This is a genomic window from Sinorhizobium meliloti (assembly GCF_017876815.1).
Taxonomy (GTDB): domain Bacteria; phylum Pseudomonadota; class Alphaproteobacteria; order Rhizobiales; family Rhizobiaceae; genus Sinorhizobium; species Sinorhizobium meliloti.
Genome location: NZ_JAGIOS010000001.1, coordinates 2,704,101 through 2,728,027, shown reverse-complemented (window position 1 = coordinate 2,728,027; position 23,927 = coordinate 2,704,101). Strand labels below are relative to the sequence as shown.

General features: G+C 62.6%; 20 protein-coding genes, 1 other RNA gene and 1 pseudogene. 10 read left to right on the top strand and 12 right to left on the bottom strand.

Annotated features, from left to right (window positions below):
* Window positions 1-6: 6 nt before the first annotated feature.
* The 7 genes from rsmH to JOH52_RS13010 all read right to left on the bottom strand — a co-directional run bounded on the left by rsmH (window position 7) and on the right by JOH52_RS13010 (window position 5,930).
* Window positions 7-1,032 (bottom strand): 16S rRNA (cytosine(1402)-N(4))-methyltransferase RsmH, encoded by a 1,026-nt coding sequence (gene rsmH / locus JOH52_RS13040; protein ID WP_003529142.1) that lies wholly within the window; start codon window positions 1,030-1,032, stop codon window positions 7-9.
* 14 nt (window positions 1,033-1,046) lie between these two features.
* A complete protein-coding gene (gene mraZ, locus JOH52_RS13035) occupies window positions 1,047-1,487 on the bottom strand; it encodes a division/cell wall cluster transcriptional repressor MraZ (protein ID WP_010969752.1) in 441 nt (146 codons plus the stop codon).
* Between the two features lie 414 nt (window positions 1,488-1,901).
* Window positions 1,902-2,299, bottom strand: an RNA gene (rnpB, locus tag JOH52_RS13030) — RNase P RNA component class A.
* 71 nt (window positions 2,300-2,370) lie between these two features.
* Window positions 2,371-3,558, bottom strand: a complete 1,188-nt coding sequence (locus JOH52_RS13025; protein ID WP_010969753.1) for an NAD(P)/FAD-dependent oxidoreductase — start codon at window positions 3,556-3,558, stop codon at window positions 2,371-2,373.
* 137 nt (window positions 3,559-3,695) lie between these two features.
* Window positions 3,696-4,235, bottom strand: coding sequence for a lytic transglycosylase domain-containing protein (locus JOH52_RS13020; RefSeq protein WP_010969754.1), 540 nt, complete (start codon window positions 4,233-4,235; stop codon window positions 3,696-3,698).
* A 226-nt stretch (window positions 4,236-4,461) separates the two neighbouring features.
* Window positions 4,462-5,226, bottom strand: coding sequence for an N-acetylmuramoyl-L-alanine amidase (locus JOH52_RS13015; RefSeq protein WP_013844643.1), 765 nt, complete (start codon window positions 5,224-5,226; stop codon window positions 4,462-4,464).
* Entirely contained in the window at window positions 5,223-5,930 is a 708-nt protein-coding gene (locus JOH52_RS13010; protein WP_003529150.1) for a J domain-containing protein, read from the bottom strand. The genes JOH52_RS13015 and JOH52_RS13010 overlap by 4 nt, the downstream gene beginning before the upstream one ends.
* A gap of 342 nt (window positions 5,931-6,272) precedes the next feature.
* On the opposite strand from JOH52_RS13010, the gene JOH52_RS13005 reads away from it, so the two are divergent.
* The 3 genes from JOH52_RS13005 (at window position 6,273) to JOH52_RS12995 (ending at window position 9,394) form a co-directional block, all read left to right on the top strand.
* Window positions 6,273-7,487, top strand: a complete 1,215-nt coding sequence (locus tag JOH52_RS13005) for a pyrophosphate--fructose-6-phosphate 1-phosphotransferase (protein WP_010969756.1) — start codon at window positions 6,273-6,275, stop codon at window positions 7,485-7,487.
* A gap of 137 nt (window positions 7,488-7,624) precedes the next feature.
* Window positions 7,625-8,260, top strand: coding sequence for a LysE family translocator (locus JOH52_RS13000; protein ID WP_010969757.1), 636 nt, complete (start codon window positions 7,625-7,627; stop codon window positions 8,258-8,260).
* A gap of 132 nt (window positions 8,261-8,392) precedes the next feature.
* Complete coding sequence (locus tag JOH52_RS12995) at window positions 8,393-9,394, top strand: lytic transglycosylase domain-containing protein (protein ID WP_003529156.1); 1,002 nt, start codon at window positions 8,393-8,395, stop codon at window positions 9,392-9,394.
* A 37-nt stretch (window positions 9,395-9,431) separates the two neighbouring features.
* On the opposite strand, the gene JOH52_RS12990 is transcribed toward JOH52_RS12995, so the two are convergent.
* Window positions 9,432-10,793 carry a serine hydrolase domain-containing protein gene (locus tag JOH52_RS12990; protein ID WP_010969758.1) on the bottom strand — a complete coding sequence of 454 codons (1,362 nt, stop codon included), beginning with the start codon at window positions 10,791-10,793 and terminating at the stop codon, window positions 9,432-9,434.
* Between the two features lie 343 nt (window positions 10,794-11,136).
* Here JOH52_RS12990 and JOH52_RS12985 point away from each other — a divergent pair, with 343 nt between their 5' ends.
* From JOH52_RS12985 to JOH52_RS12965, 5 genes and pseudogenes are all read left to right on the top strand, one after another.
* Window positions 11,137-12,387, top strand: a complete 1,251-nt coding sequence (locus JOH52_RS12985; protein ID WP_010969759.1) for a BtaA family protein — start codon at window positions 11,137-11,139, stop codon at window positions 12,385-12,387.
* Window positions 12,384-13,049: a class I SAM-dependent methyltransferase gene (locus JOH52_RS12980; RefSeq protein ID WP_010969760.1), complete on the top strand. Its 666-nt coding sequence runs from the start codon at window positions 12,384-12,386 to the stop codon at window positions 13,047-13,049. Before JOH52_RS12985 ends, JOH52_RS12980 begins: the two co-directional genes overlap by 4 nt.
* 161 nt (window positions 13,050-13,210) lie before the next feature.
* Window positions 13,211-13,995 (top strand): annotated as a pseudogene (locus tag JOH52_RS12975) (glycoside hydrolase family 25 protein).
* A 136-nt stretch (window positions 13,996-14,131) separates the two neighbouring features.
* Window positions 14,132-15,349, top strand: a complete 1,218-nt coding sequence (locus JOH52_RS12970; protein ID WP_010969761.1) for a lytic murein transglycosylase — start codon at window positions 14,132-14,134, stop codon at window positions 15,347-15,349.
* A 170-nt stretch (window positions 15,350-15,519) separates the two neighbouring features.
* Window positions 15,520-16,464 (top strand): DMT family transporter, encoded by a 945-nt coding sequence (locus tag JOH52_RS12965; protein WP_003529170.1) that lies wholly within the window; start codon window positions 15,520-15,522, stop codon window positions 16,462-16,464.
* Between the two features lie 541 nt (window positions 16,465-17,005).
* Here JOH52_RS12965 and metF read toward each other — a convergent pair.
* From metF to JOH52_RS12945, 4 genes are all read right to left on the bottom strand, one after another.
* Complete coding sequence (gene metF, locus JOH52_RS12960; protein ID WP_107010510.1) at window positions 17,006-17,947, bottom strand: methylenetetrahydrofolate reductase [NAD(P)H]; 942 nt, start codon at window positions 17,945-17,947, stop codon at window positions 17,006-17,008.
* Window positions 17,948-17,949: 2 nt separating this feature from the next.
* A complete protein-coding gene (locus JOH52_RS12955) occupies window positions 17,950-18,972 on the bottom strand; it encodes an ArsR/SmtB family transcription factor (RefSeq protein ID WP_003529172.1) in 1,023 nt (340 codons plus the stop codon).
* Between the two features lie 390 nt (window positions 18,973-19,362).
* Window positions 19,363-21,012: an energy-dependent translational throttle protein EttA gene (ettA, locus tag JOH52_RS12950; protein WP_010969764.1), complete on the bottom strand. Its 1,650-nt coding sequence runs from the start codon at window positions 21,010-21,012 to the stop codon at window positions 19,363-19,365.
* Between the two features lie 49 nt (window positions 21,013-21,061).
* Window positions 21,062-21,838, bottom strand: coding sequence for a ribonuclease T2 family protein (locus JOH52_RS12945; RefSeq protein ID WP_017266692.1), 777 nt, complete (start codon window positions 21,836-21,838; stop codon window positions 21,062-21,064).
* A gap of 191 nt (window positions 21,839-22,029) precedes the next feature.
* On the opposite strand from JOH52_RS12945, the gene JOH52_RS12940 reads away from it, so the two are divergent.
* Together JOH52_RS12940 and JOH52_RS12935 are read left to right on the top strand one after the other, a co-directional pair.
* Window positions 22,030-22,974, top strand: coding sequence for an alpha/beta fold hydrolase (locus tag JOH52_RS12940; RefSeq protein ID WP_010969766.1), 945 nt, complete (start codon window positions 22,030-22,032; stop codon window positions 22,972-22,974).
* Entirely contained in the window at window positions 22,971-23,924 is a 954-nt protein-coding gene (locus JOH52_RS12935) for a DMT family transporter (RefSeq protein WP_010969767.1), read from the top strand. Before JOH52_RS12940 ends, JOH52_RS12935 begins: the two co-directional genes overlap by 4 nt.
* The last annotated feature ends 3 nt before the right edge of the window (window positions 23,925-23,927 follow it).

The window sequence follows — 23,927 nt, the reverse complement described above, 5'->3', positions numbered from 1 at the left end:
CGTCTTCTAGCCCCCCAGCCTTGCAAGGCTCGCCAGTTCCGGCAGATTGAAAATCGAAAGATCGGCGCCCGGCGACGGAGCCTCGGTGCGGACACCCGCTCTTAGCTTCGCGGACCGGGCACGAGGATTGCGGGACGCCTCCTCCTCGCTTGCCGCAACCATAGGCTTGCCGACTGGCGTGAAGGTTGCGGCGCGCGCCGTCACCAGCGGCAGATGGCGGGAGCCGCCCGCCTTGCCGGAGCGATCCTGGAAGAACGTCTTTACGATTCGATCTTCGAGCGAATGGAAGGTAACGACGACAAGCCGGCCGCCGGGTTTCAGAGCCCGCTCGGCCGCAAACAGGGCATGGGCGAGTTCGCCCAGCTCGTCGTTGACGAAGATGCGCAGCGCCTGGAAGACGCGCGTTGCCGGGTGGATCTTGTCCTTGGCCTTGCGTGGCGTAACCGTCTCGATGAGATTTGCGAGATCGCGGGTCGTCTCGAACGGCGTCTCGGCGCGGCGCTTTTCGATGGCACGCGCAATCCGCCCCGCCTGCTTTTCCTCTCCGAGGAAGCCGAAGATGCGGATGAGGTCCGACACCTTCGCGCGATTGACGACATCGGCGGCGGACACCCCGGCGGCCGACATACGCATGTCGAGCGGCCCCTTCTTCTGAAAGGAGAAGCCACGCTCCGCCTCGTCGATCTGCATGGAAGAGACGCCGATATCGAGCACGACGCCGTCGAGCCCTTGTGCCGGCGCATGTTCGGCCAGATCGGAAAAACGGGAATGAACGAGCTTCAGCCGCCCGCCGCTGGCGTGCATCATCGACTGCCCCGCGGCGATCGCCGTCGGATCGCGGTCGAGCGCGACGACGTCGGCACCGGCATCGAGAATGGCGGATGCGTAGCCGCCGGCGCCGAAGGTGCCGTCGAGAATGATCTTGCCGGGAGCGGGGTCCAGAGCTGCGAGAACTTCCTTCAGGAGGACGGGAATGTGACGAACCGGTCCGCCGTCGGCTTCAGAAGTTCCGCCGCCTTGATCCGTCACCATTCCGCCTCTCCACTCTATTGCGAACGCAGCCCCCGTTGCTTGCGCCCTTCCCTGGCCTCCGCCTGCGCCCTCGCAAACGCCTGCGGATCCCAGAGCTGAAAATGATCGCCCCGCCCGACGAAGGTCACGTCGTTCGAGATGCCGGTAAAGTCGCGGATGAAATCCGTCACCATCAACCGGCCCTCCGGGTCGAGCTTCACATAGACCCCGCCCCCATGAACAAGGAGCGACATCTCGTTGGCCGCATCCGAAAACGGATCCTCGGCGGCCATCTGCTTCTCGAACCGGTCCAGAAGCTCCGGTCCGCCGACGCTGATCGCCGGAAAGACGAAGTCCTGAAAACAGTATAACTCCCGCACGCCCGCCTCCAAAAGCACGGCACGGAAGACCGAAGGGACGGAGACCCGCCCCTTGGCATCGATCCGGTTCGTAACATGTGACAAGAAGCGGTTCATGACGCGAAACGGCCGCCCCCGATTGACGGGCCACGATCATCGGCCCGCACATACACTCGCACGACCGCGCAAAGATCCCCCGCCGGGCACGTGCGTGCCCGCCTGATCCTTCCATCGACGGAAGCCTCGAATTTCGCGATGGCGGGCCATTGCACGGCCCTTGCGCAGTACCATTATGGGATAACATGGGACCAAATGGGCGTCAATGGGAGAAGCTCGTAACCAGCCTTGCGGATGATCAAATATTGATAGGTTGTTAAGTTTAACAAAGGGTTACGATCCGAACCCTAATCCCTTGGAATCGCGCGCAAAAGCGAGCCACGCCGGTGAGGTGCGGCAAACCTCGCAGGCGTGATTCGCAGGAACCAGGGAAATTCAGGAAACGTGCTTTGCCGCAGGAGCGCTGCAAAGAAAAAAGCCAGTTGGCCTGTAAGCCGGGTTCTGTATGGCTCCGCCTCCGGAGAGACGAAACTTGGCAGCCATTCATCTGGGACTGCGCTTGCGCGCAGCCTCGTGCAACCCACCCGGACGACGCGCCTGGAAACCGGCTGGGCGCTTGCGCGCCCGTGTCGTCCCTATTCGGTCTTGCTCCCGGTGGGGTTTGCCGTGCCGTCCATGTCGCCATGTCCGCGGTGGGCTCTTACCCCACCCTTTCACCCTTACTCCGCAAGCGGAGCGGTCTGCTTTCTGTGGCACTTTCCCTGGGGTCGCCCCCGCCGGACGTTATCCGGCACCGTGTTTCCGTGGAGCCCGGACTTTCCTCGCCCCGCGGCCTTTCGGCACTTGCGAGGCGCGGCTGCCCGGCCAACTGGCAGAGGCTCATTAAACGACCGGCGCAGCGAGCGCCAGAGAAATCGGCGCTGCCGCCCCGTCCGGCGGTTACTTAACGATACGCGACCGCGAAATCCGTCTCGTACTCGTCCGCCTCGAGCCGGCCGTCCGCCACCAGCACCGCGCCGAGCCTGCCGATCTCGTCGGAGCTCTTGGCAGCCTGGCCGTTGCCGCCGGTGAGCACGGCGATGCGGTCGCTCACGAAACCTATATAAGGATAGCCGTGTCGCGTGAACGCGGTGACGCAGGGCGAATAATGCGTCGAAACGGGTCTCAGATCGGGGATCGTCTCGGCGAGCAGTCCGCGCATGTGTTCGGCCGCTTCCGCGTTTGCACCGCCTCGAAACCAATCCCTGATCGCCGGCTCGCTCGCAAGGATCCGATCGGTCGGATCGCCGCCGATCTTTATGTAGTGTCTGCCGTCGGCATAGGCAACCGGCGGCAACAGATAGTAGCTTCTCTCCTGCTCCGGCGCGGCCCCGATCAGCGATGGCATGCCTTGATAGATGGGAAGATCATCCGCGCCGACCTCCGCAAAAAGCACGGTGCGCGCCTTTACCGCAAGATCGAGCGCCCGCGGGAGAAGCGCCTGCGATAGCGAGAAGCCGCCTGCGGCGACCAGGGCGCGGCCGGCACGAACCAGGTGCCCGTCGATGGTCCTGACCACCACGCGATCGGGACCGTCTTCGACCGAGACCACCTCCGAGCGAATCACCCGTGCACCCGATTTCTCGGCCGCGATCGTTTGCGCGCGGACGAGCGAACGAGGATTTATGTAACCTGCGCCGCTTGCCTCGTGAACTCCGGCATAGCCTTGCGGGAAGCGGAACCAGGGAAACCGCCCGGCAAGGTCGTCGCCAGGGATCAGCGGCGCCTCGACGCCGAGTCTGTCGCGGGCACGCTCGACATTCTCGATATAATCGAACGCGCCGCCGGGAGCCGGAGCCGCGATCAGACAGCCGACGGGAAAATAGAATTCGACGCCGCTCTCCAGTGCAATTTCCGGATAGCGATCGATCGAGCGCCGAGCCAGACGCGCCCAGACCGGGTCGTCGTCGATCGTACGGGTGATGCGGGCATTGTCGTAATGACTGGCGAAAACGCCGCCGTGGTTCGCCCAGTCCTCCGGCTCATCGGGGCCGATAAGCGCGACACCGGCGCCTGCCCTCGCAAGATGACGCGCCGCTGCTGCGCCCATCATCCCCTTGCCAATGATGACGAAATCAACGCTTTCCGACATGCCCTTCCCCGATGTTCGCTTCGCGACCGAGATAGCATGCCGTTCAGGCTTCCGCACCGAATTCCTTCGAACAATCAACAATATGCCGGAACGCGATACCCATCCGGCCTATGTCTTGCAGCGTCACATCCGGTAGATCACAGCCAGTCCAGGATGTTCTTGACTTTACCGCAGTAGCGCTTCGAAACGGGGTTCATTCGCTTCGCGCCATGGCCGGCATTGTATTTGAGGATGGTGCCGCAGGTCGTCCCGTCCGAAAGCTCCTGCGCCTTCGCCAGGTACTTCATCCCGAACTTGATATTGGTCTCAGGCTCGTAGAGTTCTTTGATCGAGCCGGTATAGCCCATCATCCGGGCCGTGGCCGGCTTGATCTGCATCAGACCGACCTCGCCGGCGCTTCCGCGAGCCTTGGCATTGAAGTTGCTCTCGACCTCGACGATGGCGTGAGCGAGATCGGCCGGAATGCCGTATTGCTTGGCATAGGACTGGATGAGGATCGTATATTGGGATCCGCGTGGCAATGTCAGGTCAGGTTTCGGATAACCCGTCGTTCTGGTCACCGACGGAATCGCAGAAGTCTTGACGGTTTTGTCGATGCCCCCCGCATACGACGTACCAATCCCGGCGAAGAACATGCCAAGGCATGCCGCCACCGCAGCAACAGACGCTATTCTCATTTAGTTTGAAGTCTCCGGTCTGGGGAACCGATCGCGCGGCGCACCCCACCGCCACGATCGAATTTCCCGATCGTTTTCATTGACAAAGGTGCCGCGCTCGGCGCCACATCCCCTGCAGTTGATGCAACGGAAATGACCGGCGCATCATGGTAAACATGTGGCAGCACGAGAAAATCGTGCACGAAAAACAAACCCACGCTAATTTAGGGGGAACAAAAATCGCCTGTCAGGCGTTGGGAATCGGCAATGCCGAAAGCAGGCGGTGCAGCGTATCGATGGTGGAAACGTCGGCGATGCCGTCTACTCGCGATTGTCGGAAATGGCGCTGAAACGCGGCGACCACGCCTTCGGTTCTCGCGCAAAAATCACCAGTGATTTCAACCCCATAACCATAAAGCAAAAGCATGGACTGGAGCGCTTCCACGGGCTGACCGCTGTCGCCGCGCTGAAAGAAGCGGCCGCCCCTCACGGGCGCCGGTTCAACCCAGTGCCCGACCCCGCGACGAAAGAGCACATCCCAAGGAAAATTTTCTCCAGGATCAACCTTGCGAATCGGCGCGATATCGCTATGCGCAAGCACCCTCTCCGGGGTGATTTGCCAGCGTTCGCCACAGTCCAGACACAATTCGGCGACCGCCTCGATCTGTGCCTCAGGGAAATCCGGGAGGCCTCCCGGGTGACCGGCATTGGCAATCTCGATCCCGATGGAGCACGAATTGATATCCGTCTCGCCCTTCCAGACGCCCTTGCCCGCGTGCCAGGCCCGGCGTTCTTCCGGCACCAGTTGGGCGATTCGCCCCTCCTCGTCCACGAAATAATGACAGGAGACCTGGCTTTCCTCGCGACAGAGCCAGTCGAGCGCGGACGCCGCCGTCTCCATGCCGGTATAATGAAGGATGATCATATCCGGCCTGCGCCCGCCGGCGCGCTCGCCATGGTTGGGCGAGGGCACGAGATGAGCGCCGGGGAAATCGCAGGTCTCGGATGTCATGCGGCGCGACGTTCTCTTTCGATCGCCTCGTAGGCCGCGTTGAGCACGGCCATGCGATCGTTGGCGATCGCGTGGAATTCTTCCGGCACGCCGCGCGCCACGAGCATGTCCGGGTGGTTCTCGGAAACGAGAACGCGGTAGCGCTTGCGAATCGCGGAAAAGTCATCCTTCGGCGAAACGCCGAGAACCTGATAGGGATCGCGGTCGTCGCCATGAACGTGGCGCGCCATGATGCATCCGAAATGCTCGTCATCCATCCTGAATATCTCAGCCACGCGCCTCAGGAACGTAAGTTCCTTCTCGTGCACCGCCCCGTCGGACTTCGCGATATGGAAGAGGCCGTCGACGATGTCTTCGAGGATCGGGCAATTCCTCTCGCAGGAGGAGCAGAGCGAAGCCATTTTCTCCGCATAGGCCTCGTAGCCGGCAACGTCCTGGCGGGCGAGATTGTAAAGCCTGGCGACGTTCTTCGCCTGGTCCGCGGGAAACTTGAAGATGTCGCGAAAGGCGCTCACCTCGGCCTCGTTCACGATGCCGTCGGCCTTCGCCATTTTCGCCGAAAGGGCGATCATGGCGACCGAAAAGGCGACCTTTCGCCGAGTTTCCGGATCTCCTTCGAAGAGCGTCCGGACCGCCTCGACCACTCCCGTAAGCGCGTTACCAGTGGTCGTGACGATTTTGAGCAGGCTGTCCCAAAATGACATAAGTGCGATTGTTCCCTGTCCACCACGCGAGCATGATCTTATGCGGTGGCGATTTGCAAGCGGCAGAGCCGCGTCAATCATCATGGATGACGAATTTGTGATGGCCCCTCAATAATTCATATCGCCACAAATCTCAATCGAATTCCTGGACGCCACCGTGCGACTTTCAGGCGCAACGCCGCAACCGCGAGCCGGTTCCCATTTCTCGCGATCCACAGGCCTGTCATTTAATTTCCATCGGATTTGGGTTAGACCACCGCTATCTTTGATCCAAGGCAAGGAATTAGAATGCGGTCGATCTCACGAGCGATCGCTTGATGCCGAAATCCCCAGGAGGACCCCATGGCCAAGAAGAAAGTCGCAATGTTGACGGCAGGCGGGCTCGCGCCCTGCCTTTCATCCGCTGTCGGCGGCCTGATCGAACGCTACACCGACATCGCGCCGGACTATGAGCTCGTGGCCTACCGTTCCGGCTATCAGGGCCTGCTTCTCGCCGACCGGATCGAAATCACCCCGGCCATGCGCGAGAAGGCGCATGTGCTCCACCGCCACGGCGGATCGCCGATCGGCAACAGCCGCGTGAAGCTCACCAACACTGCCGACTGCGTGAAGCGCGGCCTCGTCAAGGAAGGGGAGAATCCTTTGCGCGTCGCGGCCGAGAGGCTCGCGTCCGACGGCATCAGCATCCTGCACACGATCGGCGGCGACGATACCAACACCACCGCCGCCGATCTCGCAGCCTATCTCGGGGCCAACGGCTACGATCTGACGGTCGTCGGCCTGCCGAAGACGGTCGACAACGACGTGGTGCCCATCCGCCAGACGCTCGGCGCCTGGACGGCCGCCGAATACGGCGCACGCTTCTTCGACCATGTCAGCAACGAACAGAGCGCCGCGCCGCGCACCCTCGTCGTCCATGAAGTCATGGGCCGACACTGCGGCTGGCTGACCGCGGCAACCGCGCGCGCCTATATCCATCTGGCCGGCAACAAGGAATATGTCGACGGCTTCATGATGAACGCACAGCTGAAGAACATCGACGGCCTCTACCTTCCCGAGATGGCGTTCGATCTCGAAGCGGAAGCCGCGCGCCTGCGCGAAGTCATGGATCGAGCCGGCTTCGTCACGTTGTTCGTGAGCGAAGGCGCCTGCCTCGACGCCATCGTCGCCGAACGGGAGGCCGCCGGCGAGACGGTCAAGCGCGACGCGTTCGGCCATGTGAAGATCGATACGATCAACGTCGGAAACTGGTTCTCCAAGCAGTTCGCGGCGCTCCTCGGCGCCGAGCGCTCAATGGTGCAGAAGTCCGGCTACTATGCACGCTCCGCCCCCGCCAATGTCGACGATCTGCGCCTCATCCAGAGCATGGTCGATCTGGCGGTCGAGAGCGCGCTCAACAAGGTCTCCGGCGTGACGGGCCACGACGAGGATCAGGGCGGGCGGCTGCGCACGATCGAGTTCCCGCGCATCAAGGGCGGAAAGCATTTCGACACGTCCGCGAAGTGGTTCGGCGAGGTCATGGATGTCGTCGGCCAGAAGTGGCAGACGGCCGACTGATGAACGACGAGGAACGGTTCGCTGTTTTCTGAAGCGGCGAACCGCTTCTCGCTGGGGCTTCTGGTCGGGAGGAGTTGACGGCTGCGCGCCGGCATGGCTCCCTCCTCTTCACGAGCATTCAACCGCGGAGCCCCTTCATGTCCTTCGAACACTGGTTCGCCTTTGCCGCCGCGTCTGCGGTGCTGCTTGCCATTCCCGGCCCCACGATCCTTCTCGTCATCTCCTACGCGCTCGGCCACGGCCGCAAGATCGCGGGCGCGACCGTGGCTGGTGTCGCTCTTGGCGATTTCACCGCAATGACCGCTTCGATGCTCGGCCTCGGTGCCCTGCTTGCAACCTCGGCGGCGGTTTTCACCGTGCTGAAGTGGATCGGCGCCGCCTATCTCGTCTGGCTCGGCATCAAGCTCTGGAGGGCGCCGGTCGGCAACGACAGCGGGAGCACCGTTGAAACGAGTCCTGCGGAAAGACCGCTGCGGATATTCCTTCACACCTATGCGGTGACCGCACTTAACCCGAAAAGCATTCTCTTCTTCGTCGCCTTCCTGCCCCAGTTCCTCGATCTGTCGCGGCCGCTTTTCGCGCAGATGGCGATCTTCGAGACGACGTTCCTGATACTCGCGACGATCAACGCTGCGCTCTATGCCTGGCTTGCTGCCGCGGCCGGAAGCACCATCCGCAAGCCGAATATCCGGCGCATCGTCAATCGCCTCGGTGGTTCGCTGCTCATCGGCGCCGGCTTTCTGACGGCAGGGCTGAAGCGCGCCACGTCCTGAAATGAGCAGTCTCTGAAATGCTCCCACGTGCTTGCCGCAACCGGCGGCATAGGTTAATGGAGATTCAAGCGCGGCGGGTGGCAACCGCTGATTTGCAGGGGCTACGGGGCCCAGAAGCACGAAAGTGACAGCATGGCGAATTTCCGTATTCCCCTTTCGAAGCGGGCACTTGCCGCCGTGTCCCTCGTTTCCGTCGCCGTTGCTTCCGGGTGTTCCACGGTCGAGCATACGTCGCTTGCGGAGTTAACGGCCGTGCAGACGGTCACGCCCCTGCCGAAGCCGGGCACAGAGGCGACGGCTTACGCGCTGCCTGCGCCGATCGGCGCAGCGGCGAGCACGTCGGCCGCATTGACCGCGCAAACCTCGTCGGCAGTGCCGGCAAGCGCCGCAGGAACCGGTTCCGCCGGCGAAACGCAGACGGCGCCCGCGACAGACACGACCCTCGCTTTCGCGGCTCCCCAGTCGGTAGCCGTGCCGGCGGCCAAACCCGCACAGCCCTTTGAAGTAGCCATGGCGACACCCGCCTCGGCAGGTATCGCCCCGGCAGCCGCGCCGCCGGTCCCCGAAAAAGGCGCCGGACAGTCCGTCCCGCTCATCGGGGTCGCCGCCTCGTGGGAATCGGATTTCGACACCGGCGAGCCGGTCGGTCTGGAAACGCTTGTCGCCAAGCGCATGATCGTTCCGACGGAGCGCCCGAAGACAGGCGTGATCGGCACCGCAGTCGGCGCGGTCGCAAGCGTCATCCCCGATTCGCTGAAGCCCGGAAAAACACCGACCAGCTCGCGGCCGGAGCTTGACAGGCTGATCAAACATTATGCCGAGCTGAACGGTCTGCCGCTCGAGCTGGTGCACCGGGTGGTCAGGCGCGAGAGCAACTACAACCCGCGAGCCTACAGCAAAGGCAATTACGGGTTGATGCAGATCCGCTACAACACGGCCAAGGGTCTCGGCTATGAGGGCCCGGCCGAAGGTCTCTTCGACGCGGAAACCAACCTCAAATACGCGACGAAGTACCTGCGCGGAGCGTGGATGGTTGCCGACAACCAGCACGACGGCGCGGTAAGGCTCTATGCCAGCGGCTATTATTACCATGCCAAGCGCAAGGGCATGCTCGACGAGCTGAATATGAGGTAAGCCGCGACCAGCGGCTGGCCTATCTGCCAGACATCATTCAATCGAGCGCGTCGATTATCCTCGAATTCAGCTTCTGCACGTCGTAGCCGAGGCGCGACGGTGTCAGCCCCAGGCGGACGACCGCGAGGCGAAGCGAGGGGACGATCATGATCGCCTGCCCGTCATGTCCAAGCATCCAGAACGTATCGGGCGGGAAATTCGCCGTTCCGGCGCGGGTGCCGTTTTCCTGGAGCCAGACCTGGCCTGCCCCGTAGTCGCCCCCGGAAGCCGCAGTCGGCGTGCGCATGAAGGACACGTAACCTTCCGGCAGGAGCCGCCTCCCCTTCCAGCTTCCGTCCTGAAGCAGAAACTCGGCGAAGCGCGCCCAGTCCTGTGCCGACGCATACATGTAGGAAGAGCCGACGAAGGTTCCGCTTGCATCCGTCTCCATAACGGCGCTCGTCATCCCGAGCGGAGCGAAGAACGCCTCGCGCGGATAGGAAAGCGCTTCGGCCGGATCGTCGAATGTCTGCATCCAGAGCCGGGACAGAAGATTGCTCGTGCCGCTCGAATAGGCGAATTTCGTGCCCGGAGCCGCCTCCAGCGGCTTCGAGGCGACGAAGCCGGCCATGTCGCTTTCCCGATAGAGCATACGCGTCACGTCCGTGACGTCGCCGTAATCCTCGTTGAAATCGAGCCCGCTCTGCATCGCGAGAAGGTCCGTCAGCTTGATGCGAGCCCGGTCATCGCCGTTCCATTCGGTCACCAGATTGGTCTGGGCCAGATCCATCCGCCCTTCGGCAATGCGCCGGCCGATGATCGCCGCCGTCACGGACTTCGTCATCGACCAGCCGAGCAGGGGCGTGTTCCGGTCGAAGCCCGCCGCATAGGTCTCCGCGACCAGCCTGCCATCCCTGACGACCACGATTGCACGCATGCCCGGACCTGCCAGTGCCGGATCTTCGACAAGCTTTTGAATGGCCGGGTCGATGTCCGGCTTGTCCCCGTCCGGCCAGTCGAGGCTCGGATCGGGGGCGAGCGGCGCCGTTGCCGACTCGGTCCCGCGCATCCCCGCGATGGCCTCGGCGCTGCCTCCGCTCACATTGGCGCAACCGCGGCCCGGACGGTAGACGGCGCGGCCTGGGGCAGCAAAGCCCAGGAGACGCGCCGTCACGCTCTGCTCTTCCCGATCGACCGAAACGCGCACGAGCTTCAGGAGCGGGTGGCCAGGCGCCTGCACGTCTTCCTCCAGCACTTCCTGCGGATCGCGTCCCGCGAGGAACACATTGGAGCAGACGATCTTGGCGGCATAGCCATCGCCCACCTTGAGGAGTTCAGGCGGGAACAGCGCCAGCCAGCCAACGAGGCCCGCGAGCGTAGCCACAACCAGCCCGCCAAGCGTCTTCAGCAGACCCTTCATTCTCGCCCTCCTGCCCTTTGTATAAAGTGCTACAGCGCTTTCGCCCGTCTGACCAGTGTACATGACTATTGCGTCTTGTATCCGGCAGCAGAGGCTCAGGTGGTGAGGATGACCTCTCCTCCGGTTTGCCCTTTCGTCGCAAAATGCCGTCACCGCAACCGCTTTGTCGGAAGGGCCTGGTGGTCGCCGCGACTCTCCTTCGCACCGCTTGCGGGGAGAAGATGCCGGCAGGCAGATGAGAGGCAATACCCGAATCCCTGCAAGCCCCTGTGCGAAACCTCGTCATCAAAGTGTAGCCGAGTCACCTTAGAAGCGGCTCAGTTTCAACTGGACGACAGGCAAGATGACCGACTTCGCCCCGGATGCCGGCTTCGGCAAGAAGAATCCGAAACTGAAAAGCGCACTCCTGCAGCACAAAGCTCTCTCCCCCGCCGGTCTCTCCGAACGCCTGTTCGGGCTGCTCTTTTCCGGACTCGTCTACCCGCAGATCTGGGAGGACCCGATTGTCGACATGGAAGCGATGCAGATCCGTCCCGGACATCGGATCGTGACGATCGGTTCCGGCGGCTGCAACATGCTGACCTATCTCTCCGCCGAGCCTGCCCGGATAGACGTGGTCGATCTCAACCCCCATCACATCGCGCTCAACCGGCTGAAGCTGTCTGCCTTTCGCCACCTGCCGAGCCACAAGGACGTGGTGCGGTTCCTCGCCGTCGAAGGTACGCGCACGAATGGCCAGGCCTACGACGTGTTCCTCGCGCCGAAGCTCGATCCGGCAACCCGCGCCTATTGGAACGGCCGAGATCTCACCGGCCGCCGGCGCATCGGCGTCTTCGGGCGCAACGTTTATCGTACCGGCCTGCTTGGCCGTTTCATTTCCGCCAGCCATGCTCTCGCACGGCTGCACGGCATCAATCCGGAAGATTTCGTCAAGGCGCGCTCCATGCGCGAGCAGCGGCAGTTCTTCGACGACAAGCTCGCTCCGCTCTTCGAGCGTCCGGTCATCCGTTGGATCACCAGCCGCAAGAGCTCCCTTTTCGGCCTCGGCATCCCGCCGCAGCAGTTCGACGAACTCGCGAGCCTGAGCCGGGAGAAATCCGTCGCCGCGGTGCTGCGCAATCGCCTGGAAAAGCTGACCTGTCATTTCCCCTTGCGCGATAACTACTTCGCCTGGCAGGCCTTTGCACGGCGCTACCCGCGGCCGGACGAGGGCGAGTTGCCACCTTATCTTCAGGCATCGCGATACGAAGCGATTCGCGACAATGCGGAGCGCGTCGAGGTCCACCATGCGAGCTTCACGGAGCTTCTCGCCGGCAAGCCCGCCGCCTCAGTCGACCGCTACGTGCTCCTCGACGCACAGGACTGGATGACCGACCAGCAGCTGAACGACCTCTGGACGGAGATCACCCGCACCGCCGACGCCGGCGCGGTCGTGATCTTCCGCACGGCGGCCGAAGCGAGCATCCTGCCGGGGCGCCTCTCCACCACCCTCCTCGATCAGTGGTACTATGATGCCGAGACTTCGATGAGGCTCGGCGCTGAAGACCGGTCGGCGATCTATGGCGGCTTCCACATCTACCGGAAGAAAGCATGAGCGCCGTGCAGACCGCGAATGAAAGCCACGCTCATCTGATGGACCGCATGTATCGCTACCAGCGGTACATCTATGATTTCACTCGCAAATACTATCTCTTCGGCCGTGACACGCTGATCCGTGAACTGAACCCGCCGCCAGGCGCATCGGTGCTGGAAGTCGGCTGCGGCACGGGCCGCAATCTCGCCGTGATCGGGGATCTCTACCCCGGTGCGCGCCTCTTCGGCCTCGATATCTCGGCCGAAATGCTGGCGACCGCCAAAGCCAAGCTCCGGCGCCAAAATCGGCCGGACGCAGTGTTGCGGGTCGCCGACGCGACGAATTTCACCGCCGCCTCATTCGATCAGGAAGGCTTCGACCGGATCGTCATTTCCTACGCCCTTTCCATGGTTCCCGAATGGGAAAAGGCGGTCGATGCCGCGATTGCCGCGCTCAAGCCGGGCGGCTCGCTGCATATCGCCGACTTCGGCCAGCAGGAAGGTTGGCCGGCCGGCTTCCGCCGCTTCCTCCAGGCCTGGCTCAGACGCTTCCACGTCACGCCGCGCGAAACGCTTTTCGATGTGATGCGCAAAAGAGCCGAGAGAAACGGAGCGGCGCTCGAGGTCAGATCGCTGAGACGAGGTTATGCCTGGCTTGTCGTCTATCGCCGCGCGGCACCGTAGCGGACGGTGGCGGATTGCATTCGGCTGCAATTCACACTTGAGCTAACGCAATTTTTACGATGATATGGTGAAAAGGAGGTCACGCCTCCCTGGGGGACATCACCAATCATGGAAACCATCGCGTGAGGCAGGATCGTCGTTCGTCTCGAAACGGAACCCCCATGCGCCGGCTTCTCCTGGCATTGCTGCCCATCGCCACCATTCTCTCCTCCTGTACCTCCACCGATTACGATCTCGTCAAGACGGCCTCCATTCAGCCGCGCTTCCACGACACCGATCCCCAGGATTTCGGCGGCCGCACGCCGCACCATCACAGCGTTCACGGGATCGACGTCTCCAAGTGGAACGGCGACATCGTTGGCGGAAGGTTAAGAATTCCGGGGTGTCCTTCGCGTTCATCAAGGCAACCGAGGGCAAGGACCGGGTGGACTCGCGCTTCCACGAATATTGGCAGCAGGCGCGCGCCGTCGGCCTCGCCTACGCGCCCTATCATTTCTATTATTTCTGCTCCACCGCCGACGCCCAGGCCGACTGGTTCATCGCCAACGTGCCGAAGAGCGCCGTCCACCTGCCGCCCGTCCTGGATGTCGAATGGAATGGCGAATCCAAGACCTGCCGTCACCGGCCGGCGCCGGAAACCGTGCGGTCCGAAATGAAGCGGTTCATGGATCGGCTCGAGGCCCATTACGGCAAGCGGCCGATCATCTACACGTCCGTCGACTTCCACCATGACAATCTGGTCGGCGCCTTCAACGACTATCATTTCTGGGTGCGCTCGGTAGCCAAGCACCCGAAGGACATCTACGTCGAACGCCGCTGGGCCTTCTGGCAATATACCAGCACCGGCGTGATCCCCGGCATTCAGGGCAGCACGGACATCAACGCCTTCGCCGGTTCCGCCAGGAACTGGCAGAAGTGGGTCGCGACCGTCTCGCAGGCAAGATAGACCAGAGGACGCGGCGGCATGGTCCGCATTTTCTTCATTCGGTCATAATGCTCTGAGAGAGCATCGATAGATTTCATTCTCGACAGACTTCGGGCCCGGCGGCATTCCTGTGCGGCCGGCATGGAAAGGAATTGTAATGACAGCCACAGCGCGCAAAGCCCTTCTCTCCCTCGGATTCCTTGCGATCGCCGGCGCGCCGGCCCTGGCGCAAGCTCCGGCTCAACCGGGGAACCCAGCCGCCGCGTGCGGCGGCGACCTCGGCTCCTTTCTGGAGGGCGTCAAGGCCGAAGCGGTCGCCAAGGGCATCCCCGCAGACGTCGCCGATCGGGCGCTCGCAGGCGCCGCCATCGACCAGAAGGTGCTGAGCCGCGACCGCGCTCAGGGCGTGTTCAAGCAGACCTTCACCGAATTTTCGAAGCGTACCGTCAGCAAGTCGCGCCTCGACATCGGTGCGCAGAAGATGCGGGAATATGCCGACGTCTTTGCCCGGGCCGAGCAGGAGTTCGGCGTACCGGCGCCCGTGATCACCGCATTCTGGGCCATGGAGACCGACTTCGGCGCCGTGCAGGGCGATTTCAATACGCGTGATGCGCTGGTGACGCTGGCGCATGACTGCCGCCGCCCGGAAATGTTCCGGCCGCAGCTTCTCGCCGCAATCGAGATGGTGCAGCACGGCGATCTCGATCCCGCCGCGACCACCGGCGCCTGGGCGGGCGAGATCGGTCAGGTACAGATGCTGCCTGAGGACATCATCGCCTATGGCGTCGACGGCGACGGCGACGGCCATGTCAATCTCAAGAAGAGTTCTCCGGATGCCATTCTGACGGCGGCGAAATTCATCCAGAGCCTGGGCTTCAAGCCCGGGGAACCATGGATTCAGGAGGTCCGCGTTCCGGAGCAGTTGCCATGGGAAAAGACCGGCCTGCAGCCCGGCATGACCGCCGGCGACTGGTTCGCACTCGGTGTCGCGCCGCGTGACGGCAACACCTCCAATAGTGGGCTCGAAGCCTCGCTGGTGCTCCCTCAGGGCCGCAAAGGTGCTGCTTTCCTGACCTACCCGAACTTCAAGATCTATCTCGAGTGGAACCAGTCCTTCATCTACACGACCTCCGCCGCCTATTTCGCGACCCGGCTTGCCGGTGCGCCTCCCTATCAACAGGGAAATCCGGAACCGGGGCTCGGCGACGCCGAGATGAAGGCCCTGCAGACCAGATTGCAGGCACTTGGGCATGACGTCGGCAAGATCGACGGCATTCTCGGCTCGGGCACGCGGGCCGCGCTGCAGAAGGAGCAGTTGAAGCTCGGGATTCCCGCCGACGGGTGGGCAACACCGGGCCTGCTGGAGGCGCTTTAACCTTTTGCAGGACACAAGAAGCGGGTGGCAACACCCGCTTCGCTGCAATACTGCTTGCACAATTCAGAATTGTCGGGCTCCTATCCCGGCTTAGATTCAGCCGACGCATCGTGCTTTCCGAAAATCGGACGATTTTCGGGCCGATGCGGTAGCTGCTGCGCAGGCAAGATATGGCTTCATCCGCAAATTCCATCAGCACCCACATGACCATGCGCCTCTGGGCATTGCTCGGGCTGCTCGGTCTCATCTGGGGCGGCTCCTTCTTCTTCGCCCGGGTCGCCGTTGCCCATGTGCCGCCTTTCACGCTCGTGCTTTTGCGTCTCGGCCTCGCCGCCCTCGCCCTGCATCTCTATCTTCGGGGCCGACACGGCATATATCCGGCGCTCGCCGGGCGCTGGCGCGAATTCCTGCTCATGGGGCTCATCAACAACGCCATTCCGCATGCTTTCATCTTTCTCGGCCAAACGCACATCGGCGCCGGTCTCGCGGCAATCCTCAACGCCACGACGCCGGTCTGGACGGTGCTCATCGCCAATGTCGCGACCGAGGATGAGAAGTTGAGCACCGCGAAGTTCAGCGGTTGCCTGCTCGGGCTTGCCGGTACCGTCGTGCTCATAGGACCGAGTGCGCTTGCCGGCCTCTTCGGCACTGCCGGCGACGTGCCGCTCTGGGCGCTCGTCCTGCCGGTCCTGGCAGCAGTCAGCTACGGCTTTTCCGCGACTTACGGCAAACGCTTCCGCGATCTGGCCCCGCCGGTGACGGCCGCTGGGCAATTGACGGCATCGACACTCATCATGCTGCCGGTCGCGGTCCTCGTCGACATGCCATGGACCATGCCGATGCCGCCGCTCACGACCGTGCTCGCGATCCTCGGACTGGCGCTCGTCTCAACCGCCTATGCCTATATCCTGTTCTTCCGCATCATGGCCGAAGCGGGCGCCACCAACACGTCGCTGGTAACGCTGCTTGTCCCGCCAAGCGCCATCCTGCTCGGCTATCTCTTCCTGGGAGAAATGCTGCAGGCGACGGACGTCGGCGGCATGTTGCTCATCGCCGCCGGCTTGGCGATCCTGGACGGGCGCGTCCTGAAGCTCGGATATTCCGCCGGACGGTGACCGTTCCGCGCGCCGCAATCCCGCCCCGGCGCACGCCGATGAAGTGATTCACCGTCATTTTCACACACTCACGCAGCGTTACAGACGGTTACATTAACCTCCCGGCAGGAATTGTGAATAAAATGTGGCATTCCAAATAATAAAATAATTTCAGCAATTTAGATGTATTCGCGAGAAAATCTGACATACGGAATTTCGCAGTGCAGCACAAGTTTCGCTTTCACATGCCGTTTTTTCGCCCTATGTTTTACCCGTCAACGCAGGGAGGATCAGCTTATGGGACTTACACACTCGTTGAACGTCCTTATGATCAGTGCAGCGTTCGCATTCGTGGCCGTAATGCTTTTCGTGTGATCCAAGGCCACTGACAGTCCAGCCGAAACGGGGACTTTAATTTCCGGAAAATCCATTTTTGCAGCGAGGCATGTCTGACGGCCGCTCAGGCGCAATAGTTCGACAGGCTGCAACAATCAGAAAGCCCATGAATGCTGCGGCACTCATGGGCTTTCGCTATTGCTGCTGCGTTATCCGAGGTCGGCCGTCATGCCCTCGCGACCGCCCGGACTGAGCGCTCCGTGTCGGCCGGCTGAGCCGGCGCGATTTCCGGATCATAGCCCATCAGTTCGCAAACGGCGGTGATCAGCTGCGGGCGGTTCATCGTGTAGAGGTGAAAATCGCTGACGCCGCGCCGGACGAGATCGGCGACCTGTTCGGCCGCGATATGGGCCGCCTCCCGGAAGCGCTCCTCCGGCTGATCGTCAATAGGGCCCAGCCGCGAAACGATCGACTCCGGAACTCTGGCGCCGCAAAGACCGGCAAATTTCTGCACCTGGGTGAGATTATTGATCGGCAGTATCCCGGGTACGATCGGTATCGCGATGCCCGCACGCCTTACGCGTTCGAGATAGCGCTCGAAGTCGTCATTGTCGAAGAAGAACTGCGTAAGCGCGCGCGTTGCGCCATTGTCGACCTTGCGCTTCAACATGTCTATGTCGGCAGCGACGTCGGGGCTCTCCGGATGCTTTTCCGGATAGGCGGAGACGGAGATCTCGAAATCGCCGCGCGCCCGCAGGGCCTTGACGAGGGCGGCGGCATTCTCATAGCCGCCCGGAAAAGGCTCGTAGACGCTGCCGATACCGCCTTGCGGATCACCCCTCAATGCCACGAAATGGCGCACGCCGCAGGCCAGGAACTCGTCGATGACCGCATCCACCTCCGCCTTCGGCGCGCCGACGCAAGTGAGGTGCGCCGCCGTATTCGCGATCTCCATCTCGCCGATCATCCGCTTGACCGTCGTCAGGGAGCGTGCCTTGGTCGACCCGCCGGCACCGCAGGTGACGGTGACGAAGGCGGGCGCGAAAACGGAGAGGGCCGTGACTGTCTGAAAGAGCTGCGTCTCCATCTCGTCGTTCTTCGGCGGGAAGTACTCGAAGGAAAATCTAAGCCCGTCACAGTCCACGGGGTAAGGCGTCCGTCCGTTCATTCTCAAACTCCCCCTGCATGAAGACGCTGGCGCGGCAAGTCGGCAACGGTTTCGGCCGCGCGCTGGTCGCGCGCCAGCCAGATGGTGACAGTCAGCTTCCCCTCCTGCCCGCCTTCCGGCGCAAGATCGGTCGTCTTCTCGAGCGAAAGATCCGCCTTCTGCAGCCATTCGCTCATCGTCTGGTGCGAGAAGCCGAGGCGCGCATGGGCGTGGTCGTCACGCAGATGTTCAAGCCCGTGCGGCGCGAAATCGATGATCACGAGCCGGCCGCCCGGTACGAGCATGCGCGCGGCCTCGGCAATCGCCGCCTCGGGCTCCTCGAGATAATGGAGCACCTGGTGGATCGTGACGAGATCGAAGGATTGACCATCCAGCGGCAGGTTGAAGATGTCGCCGTGGCGGATCGACGCCTTGGTGATGCCGGCCCTGTCCAGGTTGGACCGCGCAACCGCCAGCATGTCGCGGCTGGCGTCGACGCCGATGCCGCGCCGGTAGATGCCCTCGAAGAGCTGCAGGATGCGTCCCGTTCCGGTGCCGAGGTCGAGCAGGCTGTCGACCGGCTCGTCGCCGACCATCGCCTTGAGCGCCGCCTCGACGTCGCCTTCGGCGATGTGCAGACGTCGGAGCTTGTCCCATTCGGCCGCGTTGCGGCTGAAATAGGCCTGCGCCTTCTCCGCGCGGGTTCTTTTCAACGTGGCAAGGCGGATCGCATCCCTGGCCAGAATCGCATCGTCGGCCGCAGCCGATGCGAGAAGCTCGCGGATCAGCGCGACGCGACGGCCCTCCTGTCGCAGACGGAAATAGGCCCAGGCGCCTTCCTGATAGCGATCGATGAGCGCGACCTCGGCCAGCAATTTCAGATGACGGGAAATGCGCGGCTGCGACTGCCCGAGAATTTCGGTAAGATCGGTGACCGTCAGGTCGCCGGCCGAGAGCAGTGCCAGCAGGCGCAGGCGCGTCGGCTCGCCCGCCGCTTTCAGGACGTCGACCAGCGCATCCAAACCAAGCGTTTCCCGATCAGCCATAGCCTTCCCCATCAACACATAAAGATATGTTTATGTGATTTGCGGCGACGGCGCAAGAGATTTGCGCATAAGGGCTACAGAATGGCGCTTGGAGGATAAGAGCGGGCGACCTTGCGGTCGCCCTTACGGACGTGCGTTTCGCCGTGACTCTCTGGCGCCGCGGACGCGGCGCTGCTGGATCCCTGTTACAAGCACAAGGATGAGGAAGGATCGGGCGCCCGTTCACCGATACCGGTCGATTACGGCAGCCCAAACACTCCCCTCATGCCTGTGCTTGTCACAGGCATCCAGCCACGACGCGTCCGCGCCGTGAAGGACTTTTGTTCTTGGCTCCATCTGGACGCATGTCGCTCTACGCTTCAGCGATGCGCCGCCGCAAGCGTATGACGGTCAACGCGTCAGACGCTTGTAGGTTACCCGCTTCGGATTGACCGAGTCCGGGCCGAGACGCCGGATCTTGTCCTTTTCATAGTCCTCGAAATTGCCTTCGAACCACTCGACATGGCTGTCGCCCTCGAAGGCGAGGATATGGGTGGCAAGGCGGTCGAGGAACATGCGGTCGTGGCTGATGATAACAGCGCATCCCGCGAAGTTTTCGAGCGCATCCTCAAGTGCCGCCAGGGTCTCGGTGTCGAGGTCGTTCGTCGGTTCGTCGAGCAGGACGACGTTGCCGCCGGACTTCAGCATCTTGGCAAGGTGAACGCGGTTGCGCTGGCCGCCCGAAAGCGTCCCGACCTTCTGCTGCTGGTCGCCGCCCTTGAAGTTGAAGGTGGAGCAATAGGCCCGCGAATTGACCTCGTGCTTGCCGAGCTTGATGATGTCGTTGCCGCCCGAGATTTCTTCCCAGACCGTCTTGTTGGCGTCGAGCGCATCGCGGCTCTGGTCGACATAGGCGAGCTGCACGCTGTCCCCGATCCGGATAGAGCCGTCGTCGGGCTGCTCCTGGCCGGTGATCATGCGGAAGAGCGTCGTCTTGCCGGCGCCGTTCGGGCCGATGACGCCGACGATGCCGCCCGGCGGCAGCTTGAAGCTCAAGCCTTCGATCAGCAGCTGGTCGTCATAGCCCTTGGAAATATTTTCCGCCTCGATGACCACCTGCCCAAGGCGTTCGCCAACGGGAATGACGATCTGTGCGTCGCCCGGACGCCGGTCCGCAGCCGCCTCGACCAGCTCGTCATAGGCGCGAATACGGGCCTTGGACTTCGCCTGGCGGGCCTTGGGGCTTGAAGAGATCCATTCCTGCTCACGGCTGATTGCCTTCTGGCGGGCGGCCTCCTCGCGTCCTTCCTGCGCCATCCGCTTGGCCTTCGACTGCAGATAGGCGGAGTAGTTGCCCTCATAGGGAATGCCCCGGCCGCGGTCGAGCTCGAGAATCCAGCCGGTGACGTTGTCGAGGAAGTAGCGATCGTGCGTGACCATCAGCACGGCGCCCGGATATTCGCGCAGGTGCTTTTCGAGCCAGGCGATCGTTTCCGCGTCGAGGTGGTTGGTCGGTTCGTCGAGCAGAAGCAGTTCGGGCTGCGACAGCAGAAGCTTGCAAAGCGCCACGCGGCGCTTCTCGCCGCCGGAGAGATTGGTGACCTCCGCATCGCCCGGCGGGCAACGCAACGCCTCCATCGCCATTTCCACCTGACTGTCGAGGTCCCAGAGGTTCTGGCTGTCGATGACGTCCTGGAGCTTGGCGCCTTCGTCCGCCGTCTCGTCGGAATAGTTCATCATCAGCTCGTTATAGCGATCGAGGATCGCCTTCTTGGCGGCCACCCCTTCCATCACGTTCTCGAGCACGGTCTTCTGAGGATCGAGCTGCGGCTCCTGCGCGAGATAGCCGACCCTCGCACCTTCGGCGACCCAGGCCTCGCCGGTATATTCGGTATCGAGGCCCGCCATGATCCGGAGCACGGTCGACTTACCGGCCCCGTTCGGGCCGAGAATGCCGATCTTCGCCTCCGGATAGAAGGAGAGATGGATGTTCTCAAGGACCTTCTTGTTGCCGTAGGCCTTGTTCAGCCCGGCCATGTGATAGATGAATTGACGTGCCATAAAGGAATGCTCCGCATCGGAAGGGAATTTTGCCCGCTATGTAGGCGAATTATGGTGGCGGGGCAACGTCAAAGGCCCTTGCCCCAACGCTGCCACGCCGCTCCCTCAATGCGAATTGCGCCTGGATCAGATCCGCCAGTTCGGCTTTGCCCGAGAGGTCGCCCGAGAGCCCGATCGTCAGCCCGGTGATCACGTCGCGGCCGTTCACCGACTGGCAACGCATGCGCACCCGGTCTCCGGCCCCCGCCCCGAAACCCTGGTCGAAGGCCTGCTTGATCTGTTTTTCGTCAAGTTCCTTGCCGATCGCGTCGGCAAAGAGCGCACGTACGGCCGAACGGTTGAGCTCGTCCAGAAGCCGGAGCTGCAGCGCGAAGTAGTCCTCGGCATTTGCCGTCTGGCAGGTACCGTTGCGCAGCCATTGGTGCCGGTCCAGGCCGGACTTGACCCCCGGCATGGCGACAAGCAGGCGCTTGGCCGTCTCGTCCCCCATGTCGACTTCCGGCAGTTCCAGCCAGTCGCCCTTGCGGTCGCGCGCTTTCAGATCCGCTTCCACGCCGCAATAGCTCTTCTTGAGTGGCCATAGGCCATGAAGCGAGAAATTCGTCGCGTCGAAGCGCTCCGCCGTCTGGCCGATGCATTCCTTGCGATCGGGCCGCGTCTCGCAGAATCCCGGCTGCCAGCTGACGGCGAGCACATATTCCGTCCTCCCCCCGCCGGTTTCGCCCTCGCTCGCGGAACTCTCCTGAGCCGCCGCGAGGGGCGCATTCGCCAACCCCAGCGCCACAGCCGCCAACCTCATCAGATGCATCATCGCCCTTGTCTTCATTGCCCCAAACCCTCTAAAGGAAAACAAAACAGGAACAAAAAACCCCATATACGGGAAAATTGCAACCCTGAATCGGTATCCGCGGATTCGTTGTGATCTCATGCGCAACGAGCAACAAGCTGCGATTGCCTTTCCCACCCAAATCGATTTGATATCCGTACGGCATCCGCAAGTGGGGGAGAGCGCATGGCATGTTCGGGCAGGTGAGGACGCATCAAAGCCCGACCGGCGCGACGCTCGGCTGGCGCCATGAGGGCGCGGCAGGCGAACCGCAAGGCATTCTCGTCATCAGCCACGGCCTTGCCGAGCATTCCGGCCGCTATGCCCGCTTTGCCGAAACCATGGCCGCCCAAGGTTTCCACGTTTACGCCCATGACCACCGCGGCCACGGCACGAGCTGTGCCCCCGATGCGCCTCCCGCCATGTTCGCCCAGCGGGAAGGTGCGGCGAAGGTCGTCACGGACTTGCGCGCACTCCGCGATATGGCAGCGGCCGCTCATCCAGGCCTGCCGGTCGTGCTGTTCGGCCATTCGATGGGGGGACTGATCGCGCTGAACGCCGCCGAAACCGATCCGGACCTCTACGACGCGCTCGCTGTGTGGAACTCCAATTTCCGGCCGGGCCTTGCCGGGCGCGGCGGCCAGTTGCTGCTGGCGATCGAGAAGATGCTGAAGGGTTCGGACGTGCCAAGTCCGCTCGTGACGAAACTCACCTTCGGCGCCTGGAGCACCACCATCGCCGACCGGCAGACCGATTTCGACTGGCTCTCGCGCGATGAAAGCGAGGTCGCCAGATATATCGAAGATCCGCACTGCGGTTTCGACCCGACCGTATCGCTGTGGCTCGACGTCTTCGCCTTCGCCTTCGCCGGTGCCCGCCCCGACCGGCTGTCGCGGCTGCCGTCGAGCCTTCCGGTACACCTCGTCGGCGGCAGTGCCGATCCTTCCACCCTCAACGGAGAGGCCGTTCGCTGGCTGGGCAACCGCATGAAAGCGCGGGGCATGACGAATGTCACGATCGCAATTCACGAGGGCATGCGCCACGAAACGCTCAACGAGATCGGCCGGGAAAAAGCGACGGAGGAATTCGCCGCCTGGTGCCTGAAGGCAGTCCGGGGAAAGCGCCACGGTCAATGAGCGAGCTCTCCCTTTCCAAGGCGGCAATCGACCACAACCGGATTTCCTACGGCCTGACGCTGATGGTCCTTTCGGTGTTGCTGTCGCCGCTGATCGACATCTTCTCGAAGCTAGCCATCGCGACGGTTCCCTCGGCCGAGATCACGGCGGCACGCTTCCTGCTGCAGATCGTCTTCATCCTGCCGATCGTCCTTGTGCGCGGTACGCTCTTCGATCTCACATGGCGCAAGAGTGCGCTGCATGCGCTGCGCGGCGGCCTTCTGGTGGTGACCATGCTTTCCTTCATCACCACGCTGAAGGTCATGGAGGTGGCCGATGCCATCGCCATCTTCTTCGTTGAACCGATCATCCTCACGATTCTAGGCAGCATTTTCCTGAAGGAGACGATCGGCTGGCGCCGTTATACCGCCTGCGCTGTCGGCTTCCTCGGTTCGCTGCTCGTGATCCAGCCGAGCATGCAGGAAGTTGGTCTGGTCGCACTTCTTCCGATCGTCGCCGCCTTCGGCCTCGCCGTTTTCCTGCTCGTGACGCGCATGGTCGCGCAGAACGAGGACCCCTGGTCGATGCAGTTCCATGCCGGCATCTGGGGAGGCCTCTTCTGTCTCGCGCTGCTCTGGTTCGGCGAGGGCAGCGGATCGAGCGTCTTCGATCCGGTCTGGCCGGACGGGCGCGCCTGGTACTACCTGCTCGGGGTCGGCGTCACCGCGACGATCTCCGGCGTGCTCGGCGTCTATGCCTATCGGGCGGCGCCGGCCTCGGTGCTCGCGCCGCTGCAATATCTCGAGATCGTCTCGGCGACGATTTTCGGCTGGCTCGTCTTCGGCGATCTGCCGGACGCGCTGAAATGGCTGGGCATCGCGATCATCATCGGCTCAGGACTTTATATCATCTGGCGCGAGCGGCAGGTGCAGAAAACGGCTGGTATCGCGCCGGTGTCGCCGGCGATCTGACAT

Bases quoted from the DNA above. Each gene is read 5' to 3' on its own strand.
- rsmH (WP_003529142.1), bottom strand. From the start codon at position 1,032: ATGGTGACGGATCAAGGCGGCGGAACTTCTGAAGCCGACGGCGGACCG.
- mraZ (WP_010969752.1), bottom strand. From the start codon at position 1,487: ATGAACCGCTTCTTGTCACATGTTACGAACCGGATCGATGCCAAGGGG.
- JOH52_RS13025 (WP_010969753.1), bottom strand. From the start codon at position 3,558: ATGTCGGAAAGCGTTGATTTCGTCATCATTGGCAAGGGGATGATGGGC.
- JOH52_RS13020 (WP_010969754.1), bottom strand. From the start codon at position 4,235: ATGAGAATAGCGTCTGTTGCTGCGGTGGCGGCATGCCTTGGCATGTTC.
- JOH52_RS13015 (WP_013844643.1), bottom strand. From the start codon at position 5,226: ATGACATCCGAGACCTGCGATTTCCCCGGCGCTCATCTCGTGCCCTCG.
- JOH52_RS13010 (WP_003529150.1), bottom strand. From the start codon at position 5,930: ATGTCATTTTGGGACAGCCTGCTCAAAATCGTCACGACCACTGGTAAC.
- JOH52_RS13005 (WP_010969756.1), top strand. From the start codon at position 6,273: ATGGCCAAGAAGAAAGTCGCAATGTTGACGGCAGGCGGGCTCGCGCCC.
- JOH52_RS13000 (WP_010969757.1), top strand. From the start codon at position 7,625: ATGTCCTTCGAACACTGGTTCGCCTTTGCCGCCGCGTCTGCGGTGCTG.
- JOH52_RS12995 (WP_003529156.1), top strand. From the start codon at position 8,393: ATGGCGAATTTCCGTATTCCCCTTTCGAAGCGGGCACTTGCCGCCGTG.
- JOH52_RS12990 (WP_010969758.1), bottom strand. From the start codon at position 10,793: ATGAAGGGTCTGCTGAAGACGCTTGGCGGGCTGGTTGTGGCTACGCTC.
- JOH52_RS12985 (WP_010969759.1), top strand. From the start codon at position 11,137: ATGACCGACTTCGCCCCGGATGCCGGCTTCGGCAAGAAGAATCCGAAA.
- JOH52_RS12980 (WP_010969760.1), top strand. From the start codon at position 12,384: ATGAGCGCCGTGCAGACCGCGAATGAAAGCCACGCTCATCTGATGGAC.
- JOH52_RS12970 (WP_010969761.1), top strand. From the start codon at position 14,132: ATGACAGCCACAGCGCGCAAAGCCCTTCTCTCCCTCGGATTCCTTGCG.
- JOH52_RS12965 (WP_003529170.1), top strand. From the start codon at position 15,520: ATGGCTTCATCCGCAAATTCCATCAGCACCCACATGACCATGCGCCTC.
- metF (WP_107010510.1), bottom strand. From the start codon at position 17,947: ATGAACGGACGGACGCCTTACCCCGTGGACTGTGACGGGCTTAGATTT.
- JOH52_RS12955 (WP_003529172.1), bottom strand. From the start codon at position 18,972: ATGGCTGATCGGGAAACGCTTGGTTTGGATGCGCTGGTCGACGTCCTG.
- ettA (WP_010969764.1), bottom strand. From the start codon at position 21,012: ATGGCACGTCAATTCATCTATCACATGGCCGGGCTGAACAAGGCCTAC.
- JOH52_RS12945 (WP_017266692.1), bottom strand. From the start codon at position 21,838: ATGAAGACAAGGGCGATGATGCATCTGATGAGGTTGGCGGCTGTGGCG.
- JOH52_RS12940 (WP_010969766.1), top strand. From the start codon at position 22,030: ATGTTCGGGCAGGTGAGGACGCATCAAAGCCCGACCGGCGCGACGCTC.
- JOH52_RS12935 (WP_010969767.1), top strand. From the start codon at position 22,971: ATGAGCGAGCTCTCCCTTTCCAAGGCGGCAATCGACCACAACCGGATT.